Origin of the sequence: Comamonas sp. BIGb0124 (assembly GCF_003752175.1) — a bacterium.
Taxonomy (GTDB): Bacteria; Pseudomonadota; Gammaproteobacteria; order Burkholderiales; family Burkholderiaceae_C; genus Comamonas_F.
Window position 1 is genome coordinate 40,546 of sequence record NZ_RJVF01000010.1, and the last position, 15,323, is coordinate 55,868.

15 protein-coding genes and 1 pseudogene are annotated in these 15,323 nt (G+C 56.2%); 12 read left to right on the forward strand and 4 right to left on the reverse strand.

Going from position 1 to position 15,323, the window contains the following annotated elements:
• Positions 1-566 precede the first annotated feature (566 nt).
• Positions 567-1,664, forward strand: coding sequence for a site-specific integrase (locus EC845_RS10845; protein WP_123298136.1), 1,098 nt, complete (start codon positions 567-569; stop codon positions 1,662-1,664).
• Here the strand turns inward: EC845_RS10845 and EC845_RS10850 are convergent.
• On the reverse strand, positions 1,563-2,216 hold the full coding sequence (locus EC845_RS10850) for an MFS transporter (protein ID WP_123298137.1): 654 nt from the start codon (positions 2,214-2,216) through the stop codon (positions 1,563-1,565). The two genes, EC845_RS10845 and EC845_RS10850, sit on opposite strands and share 102 nt — an antisense overlap.
• Positions 2,217-2,457: 241 nt before the next feature.
• Between EC845_RS10850 and EC845_RS10855 the strand changes: the two genes are divergently transcribed.
• The 10 genes and pseudogenes from EC845_RS10855 to EC845_RS10895 all read left to right on the forward strand — a co-directional run bounded on the left by EC845_RS10855 (position 2,458) and on the right by EC845_RS10895 (position 12,332).
• The gene (locus tag EC845_RS10855; RefSeq protein WP_255416907.1) at positions 2,458-2,889 is read left to right on the forward strand and encodes a DUF1153 domain-containing protein; all 432 of its coding nucleotides are present in this window, start codon (positions 2,458-2,460) and stop codon (positions 2,887-2,889) included.
• On the forward strand, positions 2,886-3,623 hold the full coding sequence (locus EC845_RS10860) for a DDE-type integrase/transposase/recombinase (RefSeq protein ID WP_233598028.1): 738 nt from the start codon (positions 2,886-2,888) through the stop codon (positions 3,621-3,623). Before EC845_RS10855 ends, EC845_RS10860 begins: the two co-directional genes overlap by 4 nt.
• Positions 3,613-3,708, forward strand: coding sequence for an integrase core domain-containing protein (locus EC845_RS22630; protein ID WP_233598029.1), 96 nt, complete (start codon positions 3,613-3,615; stop codon positions 3,706-3,708). The genes EC845_RS10860 and EC845_RS22630 overlap by 11 nt, the downstream gene beginning before the upstream one ends.
• A 3-nt stretch (positions 3,709-3,711) precedes the next feature.
• Positions 3,712-4,820: pseudogene (locus EC845_RS10865) on the forward strand (IS3 family transposase).
• A gap of 227 nt (positions 4,821-5,047) precedes the next feature.
• Positions 5,048-8,851 (forward strand): hypothetical protein, encoded by a 3,804-nt coding sequence (locus EC845_RS22470; RefSeq protein WP_199739779.1) that lies wholly within the window; start codon positions 5,048-5,050, stop codon positions 8,849-8,851.
• Positions 8,852-9,156: 305 nt separating this feature from the next.
• The gene (locus tag EC845_RS10875; RefSeq protein ID WP_148077285.1) at positions 9,157-9,435 is read left to right on the forward strand and encodes a hypothetical protein; all 279 of its coding nucleotides are present in this window, start codon (positions 9,157-9,159) and stop codon (positions 9,433-9,435) included.
• A complete protein-coding gene (locus EC845_RS10880; protein ID WP_123298139.1) occupies positions 9,432-9,800 on the forward strand; it encodes a helix-turn-helix domain-containing protein in 369 nt (122 codons plus the stop codon). Before EC845_RS10875 ends, EC845_RS10880 begins: the two co-directional genes overlap by 4 nt.
• On the forward strand, positions 9,797-10,870 hold the full coding sequence (locus tag EC845_RS10885; protein WP_123298140.1) for an ImmA/IrrE family metallo-endopeptidase: 1,074 nt from the start codon (positions 9,797-9,799) through the stop codon (positions 10,868-10,870). Before EC845_RS10880 ends, EC845_RS10885 begins: the two co-directional genes overlap by 4 nt.
• Before the next feature lie 89 nt (positions 10,871-10,959).
• A complete protein-coding gene (locus EC845_RS10890; RefSeq protein ID WP_158615676.1) occupies positions 10,960-11,502 on the forward strand; it encodes a C1 family peptidase in 543 nt (180 codons plus the stop codon).
• A 2-nt stretch (positions 11,503-11,504) separates the two neighbouring features.
• The gene (locus tag EC845_RS10895; RefSeq protein ID WP_123298142.1) at positions 11,505-12,332 is read left to right on the forward strand and encodes a hypothetical protein; all 828 of its coding nucleotides are present in this window, start codon (positions 11,505-11,507) and stop codon (positions 12,330-12,332) included.
• 17 nt (positions 12,333-12,349) lie between these two features.
• On the opposite strand, the gene EC845_RS10900 is transcribed toward EC845_RS10895, so the two are convergent.
• From EC845_RS10900 to EC845_RS10910, 3 genes are read right to left on the reverse strand one after another with little or no spacing between them, the layout of a single operon-like run.
• Positions 12,350-13,021 (reverse strand): uracil-DNA glycosylase, encoded by a 672-nt coding sequence (locus EC845_RS10900; protein ID WP_123298143.1) that lies wholly within the window; start codon positions 13,019-13,021, stop codon positions 12,350-12,352.
• On the reverse strand, positions 13,018-14,316 hold the full coding sequence (locus EC845_RS22475) for a nucleoside triphosphate pyrophosphohydrolase family protein (RefSeq protein ID WP_199739780.1): 1,299 nt from the start codon (positions 14,314-14,316) through the stop codon (positions 13,018-13,020). The genes EC845_RS10900 and EC845_RS22475 overlap by 4 nt, the downstream gene beginning before the upstream one ends.
• A 24-nt stretch (positions 14,317-14,340) precedes the next feature.
• The gene (locus EC845_RS10910) at positions 14,341-14,628 is read right to left on the reverse strand and encodes a DUF4031 domain-containing protein (RefSeq protein WP_123298144.1); all 288 of its coding nucleotides are present in this window, start codon (positions 14,626-14,628) and stop codon (positions 14,341-14,343) included.
• Between the two features lie 41 nt (positions 14,629-14,669).
• Between EC845_RS10910 and EC845_RS10915 the strand changes: the two genes are divergently transcribed.
• Complete coding sequence (locus tag EC845_RS10915; protein ID WP_158615677.1) at positions 14,670-14,993, forward strand: helix-turn-helix domain-containing protein; 324 nt, start codon at positions 14,670-14,672, stop codon at positions 14,991-14,993.
• Positions 14,994-15,323 lie beyond the last annotated feature (330 nt).

The following is a 15,323-nucleotide window of genomic DNA, read 5'->3' on the forward strand; positions in this document are numbered from 1 at the left end:
GGTTCAATCGTCCATCGCTTCAATCGAGCGGTGGTCGGATGAGCCGGACACACGATCGATTGCAATTTGAGCCCCTGCATGGAAACGTGCAGGGTGACGCCCGTCAAATTCGGCGAACGCCCTGGATCTGTCTGACGACAGGTTCGAGCCAACGCCGAGCCAAGCGCCTGAATGGTTCGCCATGCAGGTTGAAGGTGTAGAGAGTAGACGGCGGGTACCTAAAGCCCCGGGCTTTTCAACCAAGCCCGAGGCCACGGTAAAGGCGTACTCCAGACCCCGAACAGGGCCGGCCAGTCGTTCTTCGACACAGGCCGGCGCTGGCGGCGAAAGCCGTAGTGGGTAAGAAAATCCCTCGCCGCAAGGCGTACCGGTTCGATTCCGGTCTCGGGCACCATTTATAAGAAACGGCCTCGCGAAGTCTGACAACACCTCATGGATGTTGTTAGATTTCATGGGGTTACGTGTACCATCTATCCGGACTTAACGACCTGGATCCAGAGTTCTTTATCCGTATTTCCCGGGAAATGCACGGGGAACTTCACGGATCGGGCGCTTCACGGAACAGCATGGCGACACCTAAAAAGACCTCCGAAGGCACCTGGCGGGTGCAGATGCAGTTGGGCGGGCAGAGGCTCAGCAGCACCTTTGCGACCAAGCGCGAGGCCGACGACTGGATTGCCCGGTCCAGAATGGAAGCCAAGGCTGCTACCAACGGCACGACGGGGGAGCTCAAGACCCTCAGCCTGGCCATGACCCGCTACGCTGAGGAGGTCACCACGACCAAGCGAGGTTGGCGTGCGGAGGGTATCCGGATCAATGCGATCCAGGGACATACCAATTTTCCCGGCCATGTGAAGCTTTCGTCGTTGACTCCCGATCACTTGGCTGCATGGCGTGATTCTCGCCTTAAGGTTGTCTCAAGAGGGTCTGTGCTTCGGGATATGAACCTGATATCGTCGATTCTGAACACCGCCCGTCGTGAGTGGCGCTGGATCAACGGTACGCCGATGTCGGATGTAAGACGGCCGCAAGAGCCTGATCACCGTGAAGTCGTGATTTCCCGCCGGCAGATTGTCACGATGTTACGTGCGCTGGATTATGCGACAGAGGTGCGGTCAATCCGACAGGCTGTGGCTATGGCTTTTGTTGCCGCACTGCTGACTGGCATGCGGGCGGGCGAGCTGTGTGCATTGGCCTGGGAGGACGTGAAGGAAGACCACTGCGTACTGAAGATTACGAAGAATGGCCGGAGGAGAGAGGTGCCGCTGTCGACCCGTGCTCGGCTGATTTTCCAGAGGATGCGCGGCTGGGACGATGAACTGGTCTTTGGGTTGACCAGTCAGTCGCTAGATGCCATGTTCAGGAAGTATCGCGCCCGGGCAGGCCTGTCGGGTTTCACGTTCCATGACAGTCGGCATACAGCTGCGACCCACATCGCGGGCCGTTTGCGGTCCAAAGACGTTCCGGCCCAGCAGGCGGTGATGGATCTGTGCAAGATGTTTGGCTGGACTCGAATGGACCAGGCACTGGTTTATTACAACCCGAGGCCTGGTGATATAGCGTCAAGGCGTGTTGCGCCACACGAAGACAGCCCCATCCGTGATCTCTCGCAATGGGTGCCCGTGCGCGGCGCGTGCTGTAGCGGTCGATGCAGCCACACGTAGGAGGAGGCTGATGGAGACCGACGAAAGTATGGCCGCCAGGACGAATGCTGCCGAAGCACCCGCCCAAGAGACGAGAGAACCTGCCAGTGCTGGCCCAGTGGCGAAAGCGACGCTTCGGGCTAGCTCTAAGCGCGCATTGGCATATGCAAGGTAATTTCGCGGAACCAGTGAAGCGACTAGGCCGGGCGCCGCCACGCTGGACACAACGGTGCCAACTGCGCCGAAAAAGCCCAGTATCGCCAACCAAGCTATAGAAAGTTGCGAGGATAGTAGACCGGCAAGCATGAGCAGCAACGACAACAAGCGCAGCGCTTCGCCGCCAAGCATCAATCGCCGGCGCGGCATCCGGTCTGCCAGCACTCCCAACGGCAGCGCTAATAAGAGGAATAGCAGGGTTTGTACAGCGGCCAGCAGGCCGATTTCTCCGGGCCCAGCATCAAAGGCCAGAACAGCCACAAGCGGCGCTGCCGCCAAGCTCACTTGTTCGGCCGATTGGGCGGCCAAATTGGTAAAGGCCAAAGAAGGAAATGCGCGAGGAAGGTTTGGCTGCATGAGTGCTCTCAATCTTCGATCGCAGCAGTGTTTCACTTACTCATCATTGGTGCACCCCGATTCTTGCGGTTGAATTCGATACAGTACGTTTGCATCCGTGGCTCTTTCTTTTTATGAGACTGCTCAGCAAGCGATTGGCGATCACATGTTCATGTGCGGCCGTCTCTTGCCGTATGTGCGAGCCTGACATCTCCCCCGAATTCCGGACTTATCAAAACTAGAGGTACGGTTGCTTTCCAGCATGCCCGCAGGGGGCGCAAGGAGAAGCAATGAAGAGGTCGAGATTTTCAGAAGAGCAGATCGCGTATGTATTGACCCACTGAAAAGCTGCACAGGTCTTAAACTTGAAGAAAGAGACCTGAGCATGAAGATGGAAGAAGAGATCAAACGGTGGACGGCCAAGCGCAAGAGCGCCTTGGTGATGGACATCATTCAATGCAAGACGACGGTGGCAGAGGCCAGCCGAGCGCATGATCTGACGCCCTCGGAGATAGAGAGCTGGGTGGACGACGCCAAGCGGGGCATGGAGAACGCCCTGCGGGCCAAACCCGAGGACGTTCGTGAACAGTACGAACGCCAGCTGCGTGATCTGCAGGACGCTTACGGGGAGGCCATTCTGGAGCTGCGTGCGAGAAAAAAGCTACACGCCTTGCTGGACGAGGACGGGAAGTGATCCTGCGCTTACAGCAAGGCTTGGCCGATGAGGGCGTTGCGGTCAGCCTGAGCCAACTATGCCGGTGGTTTGAAGTACCTCGACGCACGGTCTATTACAAGACAGTCAAGGTGCCTCCCAAAGTCGATCCCCGGTTTGCCGAGCCCATCAAGGCGCTGATCGAGGAGTCGCCATCGTTTGGCTACAGGACCGTGGCACATCTGCTGGGCTTCAACAAGAATACCGTGCAACGGATCTTCCAGATCAAGGGCTGGCAGGTTCGCAAACGGGCTATTGGCATGCGACCGCGGATCCAGGCTCTGCCCTCTGTGGCCACAGCGCCCAACGAGCGATGGTCGACCGATCTTTGTCGAATCTGTGCCGGCCGTGCCGGCTGTACCGCGTTGGCGCTGGTGATCGACTGCCATACCCGGGAGTTACTGGGCTGGCACCTCTCGCGCAGCGGCAAGGCGACAACGGCATCGAGCGCATTGGAGCAGGCCTTGATTGCCCGGTTCGGCAGGCTCGGGCGTGTGCCGCAGCCGTTCCTTCTGAGGTCTGACAATGGATTGGTGTTCTGCAGCCGGAACTACACGGCGTTGGTCAAGAGTTATGGCCTGCAGCAGGAATTCATCACGCCCCATTGCCCTCAGCAAAGCGGAATGGTCGAACGGGTGATTCGCGCACTCAAGGAGCAGTGCACGCATCGGCACCGATTTCGAAAGTCTCCAGCACGCGAGCCGGGTGATTGGTGACTGGACTGGTTTCTACAACACTCGCCGGCCTCACCAGGCGCTGGCGATGAAGACTCCCGCTGAGGCATACGCATTAGCGGCCTGACCTGTGCAGATTCTGCTGGGTCAATACACGTACGCACTGCGATTGGCTGAGTCAGGCACACCGGTGGTCGACGTGTGCCGCTAGATCGGCGTGTCCGAGGCGACGTACTACACGTGGAAGAAGAAGTTCGGGGACTTGGGCGTGAGCGAGCTCAAACGCCTGAAGATGCTCGAGGACGAGAACACCAGGCTCGGACGCATCGAGGCCGATCTGACGTTGGACAAACAGATCCTGCAGGAGGTCGTCCGAAAAAAGCTTTGAAGGCTGTCAAGCGGCGTGAGCTGGCGGCCTGGATGCAAGAACGCTTCAAAGTGAATGTGCGCCGGTCGTGCCGGCTGGCGCTGCTGCGGCCATCGGTCTGGTATGCAAAGAGCGAGGCACGCGATCAGAGCGCGCTGCTCCTGCGCATCCGAGAGATCGCGATGGACCGTCCACGATTCGGGTATCTGCGCGTGCTGGTGATACTCAATCGTGAGGGCTGGGAAATCGGCAAGAAGCGCGTCTATCGCCTGTACCGGCTGGAAGGACTGCAGTTGCGCATGAAGGTCAAGCGCCGCAAGCGCATCAGCCTGCAACGTGGTCGGCCAACGCCTGCCACAGGACCGAATCAGAACTGGAGAATGGACTTCGTGCACGATCAGATGTTCGACGGAAGGGCATTTCGGGTGCTCACGGTGATCGATCAATGGAGTCGCGCGAGTGTGACTCTAGAGACCAACTTCCGGCTCACCGGCCGGTGCGTCGGCAAGGCCCTGGAGGAGGCTGCGCTGCAGCGCGGATGGCCCCGGGCGATCACCGTAGACAACGGCACGGAGTTCACATCCAAGGCACTCGATGAATGGACCTGGCGCCGCGGTGTGAAGCTCGACTACACACGACCCGGAAAGCCCACGGACAACGGGCTCATCGAGTCATTCAACGGTCGGCTGCGTGACGAGTTCCTGAACGTGAACGAGCTCATTACGATGCAGGATGCGCGTGAGAAATTGAGGGCTTGGCAGCATGACTACAACCATCACCGTCCGCAAGGCTCACTGGGCCACCGGACCCCGAGTGAGTTCGTCAAAAAGAGGTCAGATCAACAGCTGAGAAGCCGCCCAACTCCAGTTTAAAAAGCGTCCGGATATGGGGGACACGTCACGACAGCGCTTAAAGGGCTAGGCAAAGCGTCCGGGAAGCCGGGGGAAGCCCAGTTCGTGGTCGCAGCCTGATTGCCTTCCCAGATCCAAACCTACGCGCCGAATAAAATGCGCGACATCTCGCTCTCTTTTCGGGTGGACAGGCGAATAAACATATTGGATGATAGAAGTGCACGTTTATGCAAAGGGCAGACACCATAATGAATGAGTATTCGGAAAGCTGGCGGCACTTGAAGGCATTGCTGGCGGGTTATGCTAAAAGGGATTCAGAAGTCAAAGCTCCATCGTATGAGGATCAACGCCATGCCAAGGCCTTATCGATTTTCCTCACTCATGCCGACTTGGCGACCCCTAGGCTAAATCGCGAAACTGTGGACGCGATTCTGGCTGGTCGGATCCAATGGTCGCGGACGGGAGGGGAGCCATATCTCGGCACCAATATTCCTCTTTCCCGATTCGAAGAGTTGGGGTTGGTGTCATTCTATGCAGGTTGGTGCGCTACCCACGTAAGCTCTGTTAGAGATGAGAGTGTCGTCGATCCGACTCTGATTCCGGTGATTCAGGCCGTTGAGCATCTGAAGGATATCCGATGGGGTAGGAATGGGTGCATCCAGCCTCATTACGCCTGTGACGAAAGTGTCCTAAAAAACTTACTTCGGACCGAGTTTGGTGATCGCCTTTCCGTAGAGCAACTCTTACCCGAGGTTGAATTAGAGGGTGACATGTTCAGATTGAAGCCAGGCAATCAGAATTTCAGCGCTGAGATAAGCACCCAGTTGTGGGTAGATTTACGACGTCATCATGATCCTGAGGAGACGTTCAGCCGCTGGATTATGTGCTTTTGCGTGAATTGTGACTGGGCAATGCCCGTCATTTTTGATCGAAACCAGTACGAGGGACGTGAAGAATTCAACGAACAGCTGCTTAAGTTTATAGCAGAAGATTCGGCGTTATCTACCACCCTAGATTGCTTTGTCAGGCAATCAATCAATGAACATAATTTTTCAGGCCTAATTTCGGCCAAGGAGGCGCACAGCGATAATGTCATTGACCAGAATGGAAATCGATCAGCGTCAACCACCTCGGAGAAAGAGCTGCCGAAGCGTACATTAAGCTCGCTTGAAGGGATCTACCCCTTATCATCGGGCGAAGCAACAAGCACTCTAGAATTCGTCATCCGCTCGCACGAAATGCGGATACGAGGGCCAGAGATTTTCTACAGCTGGTTAGTTTCGACTGTGGTAGAAGCCAGTATTCGCATTGAAGTTGCGCATCTCGCTTCCTCAGGCTTCGTGGAGAAGCTGGTTGATCTGGCGAATGCCCGTCGGCCGGTTCTCAAATACTTACTTTATGTAATCCTGCCAAATTACGACCTTCCCAACTACATGACCCTATTGTTGGCGCGAAACGAGACGAGTGACGTCGCGTTCTTCCACCTGACAAAGCTAAGCTTCGATCGATCTCGATCCCCTGGGACTGCCTATATTCAATGCCTTGAAGACGGATACCAGCAGTTGCTGTGTCGCGAATATGTCCAGGCGATTCAAGATAGGTCAGATTTTTTACCTCGTTTCGTCGTCGCGCTGAAAATGCTCGGCGAGAAATGCGCATTTCACTCACCTGATTTTTTCAAAGAGCGTGAATATCGCCTTTTGCTCACACTATTGGATTCACTGACAGAAAAACAGGTCTCTGTATTTGCGCAGGCATTCGCAGAACTTGGTTTCGATGTGGTGAATTCTTCTCACGAGCACACGCGTCAGCACTTCCGATATTTTGTGGGATTTTGGCTGATTGATCGAATGGAAAGCACAGGCGTAGACCCTTCAGAGACCATCTGCGATGCCGTCCGTGATTCCCTGCGTGCGTTATACGAAGCGGAATTTTTCGCCAACATGAAGGGCTTGCGAAGCCTTGAGGCGAGCTCGTTCTTCGCGACGCTCTCGTGGAAACAGCTTTTCGCAGGAGTAGGTCAAAACTTCATGCTTGAACTCTCTAGCCCCTGTGATGAATGGACTCAAAAGCTCGCCCACGAAAATCCACAATCGTTCGCAGTCGCGTATGCAATTTGCCATTACCTGCAAGTCCTGATAAGCGCCGGACGGGCTTCAGCCGAAATCAGCGCACAGCAGGCGATAGCGTCGAGAGTCCAGGAGATTATTCGACTATGCGGATTCAGATCTCGCGAAAAGTATGTGCAACTCTTTGATGGACTTCGGTCGGAAAAATTCGATCTCTGGCAACAGGTGTGCATCTACTCAAACTCATTTAAAGATAATCTGTATAAGGACTTCATCCATCGGTGCGTCCCCTACATGCCTCTGAATCATCTATTCGCGCTCTTGGAGAGGACGTCAGTCATCTCTCGGGTGCAACTGCTACACGAAGCGATCGATAAGCGCTGTGCTGATCCAGATGATGGTCTTGGCCTGCGTGCGATGGAGGAGACGTTTACCTCTGCAATTAATGCTGGCCGAATGGAAATCGCATCGCGGATAATTTCCTCTGCGAAGAAAGTGCTCACTCAGGATCGGCTTACCAACGCCACTCGCAGTATCTTTTTCCCCATTCGAAAAGTTTGGCAGAGCTATGAATACAAATTCCAGCTCCTTGAGCTGTATGAAGTCCATAAGCAAGATCCTGTCGGCTTTGAAAAGCTCGCGAACGACCTTCCAACGCCCCACGACTCTCAGTTTCATTCAGATGACCGTGCACATTATTATGAGTGCGACTATTTCAGACGCCAGGTCACCGCGACAGCATTTTGCGATACGAATCCAGCCAAGACCGTACGCTTCATGAAACAGCTATATAAGGAAACCGGGCGCGAGCACCACGGCTTTGTACTGCTTTATGGGCACGTCAAGCTGTTCGCCGTCGACCGGAACAAGCTTGAGCTCAAAAGTGCTTTGACCACCTTCCTTACAGGCGCGGGAAAGGGGCCGCCTGATCGTATGAATGAGTATTGGGTTGCAACCGTTTTAGAGGCGTACCAATTCAGCGGAGCGGCGGACGTTGATCACTTTTGGACCCAGCTCAGCCCCGATCAGCAAGGGAATAGACGTATTTTTACCCCCTATTGCAGGGCGCTTTTAGCCCGTCGAGACTCCTTCACAGTCAAGAAAATCTTGGCACGCTACAAGGAAATCAACCATGCGACGCTGGATGAACTTGAGATTGATGACTTGATATTCGAACTGGCCGAAATTGAGAAAGATGCACCTTCGACAAAGGATTTTATTTTGCTCATGACCGAGAAGTCCCAACGAACGGTTGTGCAACTTCGAAAGCATTACAACGAGATCATTGCGAAAGACTTTGAAGCCTACGTGGACGTGGTCAAGCCACACCAAAAGCCCTATGAGTATCTTAGAGATGCCATGCTAGCAGTAGCGAGTGAACTTGTCCTTCGCAAACGCAACCTGCAGTACGGGTACAGGGATGAAAAAGGCAACGTTAGTTTTAAAGGTATGAAGTTGGAGGACTGGGTCAACGATTGGTTTGTCTCACTGTTCGATCAACGAATGTCGCATGCCAGACTATCGCTGCGTGATCAAAAAAGGGGCGGGTATTCGGCTTCAGGCAAAGGTCCTGGCGAGATAGACGGTTTCATCACCTCAAGTGATAGCACACGAATAGGGATCTTTGAAGCGTTTCGTCTTTTCTCCGTCGACACTACGACGATCGGAGCGCACCTAAACAAGATCGCAGGGTATGACGGTGAGTCTCTCAGTCCTGTTGTGATGGTCGGGTATTGCGGTGTGGAGAATTTCTCCAACCTTGTGGAGGGCTACAAGTCGTACGTTTCGGATCAGGCTTACAAAGGGTACACGGCTGTTGAGGGCACTCTTGGTGTGTTGGAAGTAATTCATGATGTGGACCATATCTGGTTGGGAAGCGAGACCCGCCGCAGGGGGCGTAAAGACATCGTTTTCTACCATCTTCTGATCAACCTGCACTTTTCACCTTCGGCTGTAATCACTAATAGTGATGAGCAAGCGTAAGCGGGTGCCTAGTGAATTCATTGCTAACTACAAACAGGAGCGCATATCCCTCCGCTAATAGCGGGTGGGATAGTTTTTACTGTGAGAATTTTGTTTCCCACAACTCAGTGGCAGCTATTGGGAATCATTGTGTCCGGAACCTTTCGTGCCTGGTGTCTATAGGGATGCGGCGGAAATCTCGGACACGTGATGCAGCGATCCTAGGGACTATTCGGAACTCAGCTCGCCGACATCGATCGCTTGCGTTGTCGCTGATATTGATGTACGATTTTCGTACGGTCAATGATAATTTATTGGAGGCTACGATGAGTGACATGGCAAGCAGGATCAAGGCCGCTCTGAAAGAGTTCTGGGACGAAAACGCCCTTCCGACTGAGGGCGGTGAAGCCACCACTGTCGACGAACTGATTGGACCGGTTGAATCCATGACGGCGGTGGCTGTCTTGGTGACTCTGGATAAAATCACCGGCATGAAGCTCCCCAACTCACTAATCCGGGCCGGTGGCTACGAGAGCCGGGCGGAATTCGTAAAAAAACTTGGGGAGGCCACCATGGCTTACGTCGCGAAGAAGTCAAAGTCATGAGTAGCGAATCCGCTGGCCTCGATGATCGGGATCGGATGGCGCTCGCTAAGCGGTTACGGGACGCCCGCGAGTACATCGGTCTTTCTCAAGAGGAAGTTGCCTTTGCACTTGCAGTGTCTCGACCGGCGGTGGGGCACATTGAGTCAGGCGCTCGGAAGGTCGAGGCAACCGAGCTGAGCAAGCTCAGCGAGCTGTACGGGCGGACTGTCGACTACCTGCTCACAGGCGGTGCGCCCGCGGACGAAACAAGGTTGGCATTTCTGGCCAGGGCAACCAAGGGACTCTCTGAATCTGACATCGATGAGCTTGCACGCTTCGCTGCGTTCCTGAAGAACTCGCCGAAGGCCAAGAGGCGTACCTCATGAGAGATGACTATGTTCTGCTGGACGCGGCGCGCCGAGCGTCTGAAGTGCTTGAGGAGTTTGAGGCCAAGAAGCGCATGGAGGCGGGCTACACCCGCATTGATGCGGAGCAAATCGCCGGGGCCGCGGACGTTGTCGTCATGTACCGGAAGTTCGAACGGCTGCTGGGTGGCTTCCTTGAAGAGGATGGAATCCCGGGGATCATCGTCAACTGGGATCGCCCGCGCGGCTTGGTGCACATGACCTGCGCCCACGAGCTGGGTCACTTTTCCCTTGGACACGCAAGTACCTCCGACATCACCGTCGACATCCCGAAAGAAGCGAATCTTGTCGAGCGTGCTGCGAACCAGTTTGCCTATGCTTTGCTGGCACCTTCGTGGCTTGTGGTGCAGACTATGCGCCGTCATCGTTGGGCGCGCAGTCACTTGCGCATCCCCGCTATCGTCTACCAGATGTCACTGCGGCTTGGGATGAGCTACAAGGCGATGGTCTGGTCGCTCAATCGGCTTGGCCACCTCAGTGTTTCGGAGTCCCTCGAGATTGTCGATACCCAGCCGATCGGGCTAAAACATGACGTCCTCGGTACAGCGCCTAACAATTCTAGAAGCGACGTCTGGCTGCTCACGGATGCCGATCGCGGCAGGATTCTTGAGCCGGGACTCGGCGACCAGATGGTTTTCGACCTGCCCAATCACGCAGGTTCGGGGCACCTTTGGACGATCGACGAGGCGCGAAGCGAAGGATTCATGCTCAAGCCGTTCGTGCGGGACGCCTGCATTGCCCCGCAGCCTCGTGCAGCAGACATCGTCGTCGGAGGAGCCGGCTCGACCTTGCGCTACGAATTGACGACTCCACCCGTGTCGCCCACTGCTGGAGAGTCGGATCCTGATGGAACCGTTCAATCGTTAGACTCGAAGCAAAGAGCGATCTCGCTGACCGAAAGGACGCCGTGGGATTCCGAACGCGACGCCATCGGTCAGTTCAGCTTATTCGCGGAATTCGAACGCCTCGGCAACGGCCTGCCCCAAGCCGAGCGTGATCGACGACTGACGAGGACGCGGCAGGCACGATGATCTCGACTCAAATCGATTTCTCATCGACCCTAGGCGAGGCACGTGATCAAGGGCAGCGGCCGACGTGCTTGGTTCTCGCGGGCTCGGACTTGAACACCGCAGCCCATGGCGTCGGAGCGCTGAGCGCCGAATTCCTTTGTCATCACGCTGCGAAGCTGGCAGACAATTGGCAGCCGGGGCGCGGCTTTATGATGGACGAGGTGCTGGGCGCGATCCGCTCGCCGGGCCAGCCGCTGGAGATGTACTACCCCTATCAGCCGGACAACCACGAAGGGCCGCTCACTGAGCCGCAGGGCGAGTTCGACCTGTACGCCTCGGCGGGCGCTTGCAGGACTGATGTGACGGTGGCTGTAGCAATGCAGCATCTGAAGGCGAAGAAGCCCGTCGGTCTGGTCATCCAAGTTTGCCAAGCATTAATGTCGCCTCTGAATGGCGTTGTCAAATTCGATTCCTTCGTACTGCCTGATGTGTATCACGCGGTCATTGGCGTCGGTATAGGTGTGCACGCCGGCACCGGCGAAGTTCATGTCCTAGTGCGCAATTCCTGGGGCACTTCATGGGGCGTTGCCGGGCACGCCTGGCTATCGCTGTCCTTGCTCGAAATCCTCCTTATAGAAGGCTTCTTGATCTGACCATGGCAAAGCTCTTTGACACCTACGAACGCATCGTTCCTACTTGGCTGGCTGCTGCTCAGCATTTAAACGCGCAGCGTGGTCGAAACGCGCAGAATCTGCTGCTCGAGATCAAAAGACCGCTAGATCTGACCGACGAAGACAGGGAGATCATGGTCCGTGTAGATGTGGCGTTGGCAAGAAAGGGCCTTACGCTGCGGACGGTGGCAGGCACGATCTTCCCTATCGCGATGTATCAGAAGTATGGTCGACCCGGCTACTACGCGCAGTACACGGAGATGCTCAAGCGTGGCCAGAAGAAGAACACTTGGGGAACCTACGCCCATCGCATGATCGAGCGGCCCGGCAAGGATGTCGGCACGACGATCAACCCGCTCGATTTCCTTGTGGAGAAGCTGAAAGCGGAAGGTCAGCCGCAACGCAAGGATGGGGTGAAGGTTTCGTTCGCTTCGACATATGAGCTGAGCGTGGCCGATCCCGAGGAAGATTTGCTGCCGCAGGCTGACGCTGGCGGCGACGTGCCGACCTACGACCCGGCACTCGACATGCGCGAGTGGCTGGGCCTCCCGTGCCTATCACACCTCAGCTTCAAGCGAATGCCGAGTGGCACGAACAAAGGTCACGCGGTCGATCTAACTGCGGTGTACCGAGCGCATCATTACTGCGCCCGCGCGCTCGGCAATCTCATCGGCTTGGGACAATTGCTGTCGTTCGTGGCGAAGGAGAGCGGCTTGGAGGTCGGTAAGCTCAGTTGCCTGTCGACGCACGCCGAACTAGACGTCAAAGAGTGGGGGGGCGTAGGGCCAACGAACGCCATCTTAAACGTCTAAAGTGCTCGCCGGTACCTTTAGAACAGGGCTTCCTGAAGTGAGGCTGTGGCTGGTTTCATTTGCTTTCCGTAGATCCGCTGCATGCCCTGGCGAAACTCGTTGACGCCGCCGTAGCTGGGATGACGGACGCATTCGACCTCAATGCCGAACGTGGCGGCGTAAGAAGTGGCGTCTTGCCCGATGCACACTATGCGCTTAATGCCGAGCCAGGTGATCAGAATGTTGTTCAGGTCAGTGACTTCGGAAAGCTCGCGAGCAGCGAATCGCCGGTTGGTCATCGGATCGTCCGGTTCGTGCGGATGAAAGGGGAAAACATTCCAGAGCAGGGGAGGGAGTTCGAGTCGCGAAAGCACCGCCCAGATTTCCGCTGCGGTGCGCTCGGCAACGGATGGGCCCTTTGTTGCCTTGCTGGGCGCGGAGCCTGGGTAATGTGCGGCGAACATCGGCAACCGTGCCTCGTCCGTCAGAGCTAACCCTGTTCGACGACCGCCGCGATAGCCGAGGTCTCGGCCCATCCAGAGCGTGTCCGTGCCAAGCTCTTCAACGGCAGCGAGGTAGTCGCGTAGGTTCTTACGTCTGGTTGCAGCCGCGTTCGCCAGATCGTGCACCGCGCACTGGTCGCGATATGGATTGAACACGCCATGCAATTGGACATCCGCAAGGGCGGTAACAAATGAGCGCGGAGTCATGACTTCCTCTTGGATTGGGGCAGCAGAGCGGCGCCAATTTCTCTGCGTGGTTTTGGTGCAGGTGCAGGGTCTGAAGGCTGTACGACAGCCTCGAACGAGATGGTGTGGGCGTCCATGTCTACGGTGACGATACCACTGCCGGCATCGCGCAGTTGTCGAAACACTTTGAAGCCTTCAAGAATCGCTCGCTCCCACTGCCAGAGAGGACATGCCGCAACCTCGTAGCCGTCGACCATGCCCCGTACCTGCTTGAGCAAGCCGTATTCAAGCTTGCCCATGTCCGTGTTTTCGTAGTAGTCGTGCCGGTCGGCATGGTTGAAGATCCAAGTTGCGATGCCTTCTTCGATGATGGCAGCGCGGGCACCATCCTCATTTTCGTCCAGCTCGGGGTTGCTCTTACGCTTGAGCTTGAGGAGGGCGCGGATGACGGGCGACCAGCCCAGGTGGGCTACATACGCGAGGTGGAAGACATCGTGGAAGCGGTAGCCGTCCGCAATAGTGCGATTGTCCGTGAGGCGCTCGCCGATGTTGACTTGGCGTAGCTGCTGAATGACGTACGCGCGCTCGTTTGGCTGGCCCGCGTTGTAGAAGCGCTCGACGAAGTGCATCGAAAACTGGCGCTCGAAACGTTCGTGCGACGGCGATGCACTGTCGAAATGCGGCACGTACTGCGCGCCGGCCCGAGGCCAGCGTGACTCGAACTTTTCCAAATTGGCACTGACGACATCGGCAAACTGGAGGTTAAACATCCAGGCCACTGTCACCATGTCCGCCACAAGTCCAGCAAGCAGGCCGATGGGGGCGGGGTCGGCAAGATCCGGATTACTTGAGACCGTCATTAATAGCCCAACGTGGCTTCCAAGATCCGACAACTGCTTGCTGCGATCGAGCTCAACCAGTTGCTCCACGCACAGGCCGTGAACGCTGTCAAACGGTAAGAAGGTGAGTTGTCCCGTGGGTGCTGGGCTCGTGACACGGAATCGCCGCTGTAACTCGCTGAGGCCGGTGGCCCCGACCTCTTGGAGCGAGTGGCCGTACTCGGATGACAACTCGGTCAGATACCAAAAGCAATCGCCCAGCTCTTCTTTGACGACGGCCTGCGTGGCCGCGCCGAAGTCTCGGTGGGACTTCTTGACGGCGGCGAGGAGACCACCTACCTCGCCGAAGAGTCCGAATCGCAACTGACCGAGTGCATCAGGCTTGCCCTTGAATTGGTTCGCCGAATCGGCGCGCATCTGATAGTCCTTCAGCGACATTGGTGGCTTTGCGTTGGCCGCGCTCATATTGTTTTTCATGTCGTTGTGCTCCCTCCATATGGATTAGGCCTGTGACACAACAACTTGCTTGGACGCAAGCTCGTGTTTGAGTAGTCGTGCACGCGAGATGATGGTCTGTCGGTCACCTAGGCTGGCGCCCATTGCCAGGGCCCGATCGCGCACGCTCACGGTCACGTCGTAGTGAGGGTAGGCGGACTTCGCCTGGAACCAGGCTTCGCGCAGTCCAAGCCGCCGTGCGAACGTATGCAGCTCGGGGAGTGTATCAGCCACCATGTGGCACCACAACTTGCCGCGCCAGGAGATTAGCTCGTCGTCGACGTAAATGGCCATGCTTGATGTTTTGCAAATTTATTTGCATAATTTTATGCAAAATGAAAAAGCCACGCAAGCCCGTCGATGATCCGAAGACCTTCGGTGCACTGCTTCGTCAACGTCGAAAATCACTGGGAAAAACGCTTACAGAGATCGCTAACGTTACTTCAGTTGATGTCAGCCAACTGTCGCGGTTTGAAACCGGGCATATGAAAAAGGATAGTGATAATTTGCAAAAATTGCTTGCTGGTCTGCAAAAACTCGAGGCTGCAGGCGAGCAGCGATCAAGCGTTATTAACAGGTTCGCATCGATCATGGAGCGTTCCAGCCGCCACGCCGAAGCGGCTACGGCGTTCGTTGATGCCCTCGAGAAACTAAAGTGAATGTCCGCTGAGGGGGGCGCAAGTCCTCGGTTCATCAACTGCCGTGCGATCCGCTGCGAACCTATGAGACCGGGGCGGCAACCACTAGGCACCGAAAGTCATGGGGGCAGTGGCCAGCAGCGGGACGAGCGGCTGTATGGCCGCTTGCGGCAGCGATACATACTTCTCCACACTGGCGTTGGTCAGGTCGACCACATCGAGGTCGTGTAGGAGCGGCCCGCCCCAGCCCGAACAGGCCGTTTCATGCGCCGCAAGATGGGTGCGGAGATCAGGCGGTAGGCCATGCAAACTGAGCAGGGGGCGGTGAAGCGGAATGTCTTGCCATCCGCC

What these genes read in the sequence shown, in the direction of transcription:
- EC845_RS10845 (WP_123298136.1), top strand. Translation starts at nt 567, where the DNA reads ATGGCGACACCTAAAAAGACCTCCGAAGGCACCTGGCGGGTGCAGATG.
- EC845_RS10850 (WP_123298137.1), bottom strand. Translation starts at nt 2,216, where the DNA reads ATGCAGCCAAACCTTCCTCGCGCATTTCCTTCTTTGGCCTTTACCAAT.
- EC845_RS10855 (WP_255416907.1), top strand. Translation starts at nt 2,458, where the DNA reads ATGCCCGCAGGGGGCGCAAGGAGAAGCAATGAAGAGGTCGAGATTTTC.
- EC845_RS22470 (WP_199739779.1), top strand. Translation starts at nt 5,048, where the DNA reads ATGAATGAGTATTCGGAAAGCTGGCGGCACTTGAAGGCATTGCTGGCG.
- EC845_RS10875 (WP_148077285.1), top strand. Translation starts at nt 9,157, where the DNA reads ATGAGTGACATGGCAAGCAGGATCAAGGCCGCTCTGAAAGAGTTCTGG.
- EC845_RS10880 (WP_123298139.1), top strand. Translation starts at nt 9,432, where the DNA reads ATGAGTAGCGAATCCGCTGGCCTCGATGATCGGGATCGGATGGCGCTC.
- EC845_RS10885 (WP_123298140.1), top strand. Translation starts at nt 9,797, where the DNA reads ATGAGAGATGACTATGTTCTGCTGGACGCGGCGCGCCGAGCGTCTGAA.
- EC845_RS10895 (WP_123298142.1), top strand. Translation starts at nt 11,505, where the DNA reads ATGGCAAAGCTCTTTGACACCTACGAACGCATCGTTCCTACTTGGCTG.
- EC845_RS10900 (WP_123298143.1), bottom strand. Translation starts at nt 13,021, where the DNA reads ATGACTCCGCGCTCATTTGTTACCGCCCTTGCGGATGTCCAATTGCAT.
- EC845_RS22475 (WP_199739780.1), bottom strand. Translation starts at nt 14,316, where the DNA reads ATGAAAAACAATATGAGCGCGGCCAACGCAAAGCCACCAATGTCGCTG.
- EC845_RS10910 (WP_123298144.1), bottom strand. Translation starts at nt 14,628, where the DNA reads ATGGCCATTTACGTCGACGACGAGCTAATCTCCTGGCGCGGCAAGTTG.
- EC845_RS10915 (WP_158615677.1), top strand. Translation starts at nt 14,670, where the DNA reads ATGAAAAAGCCACGCAAGCCCGTCGATGATCCGAAGACCTTCGGTGCA.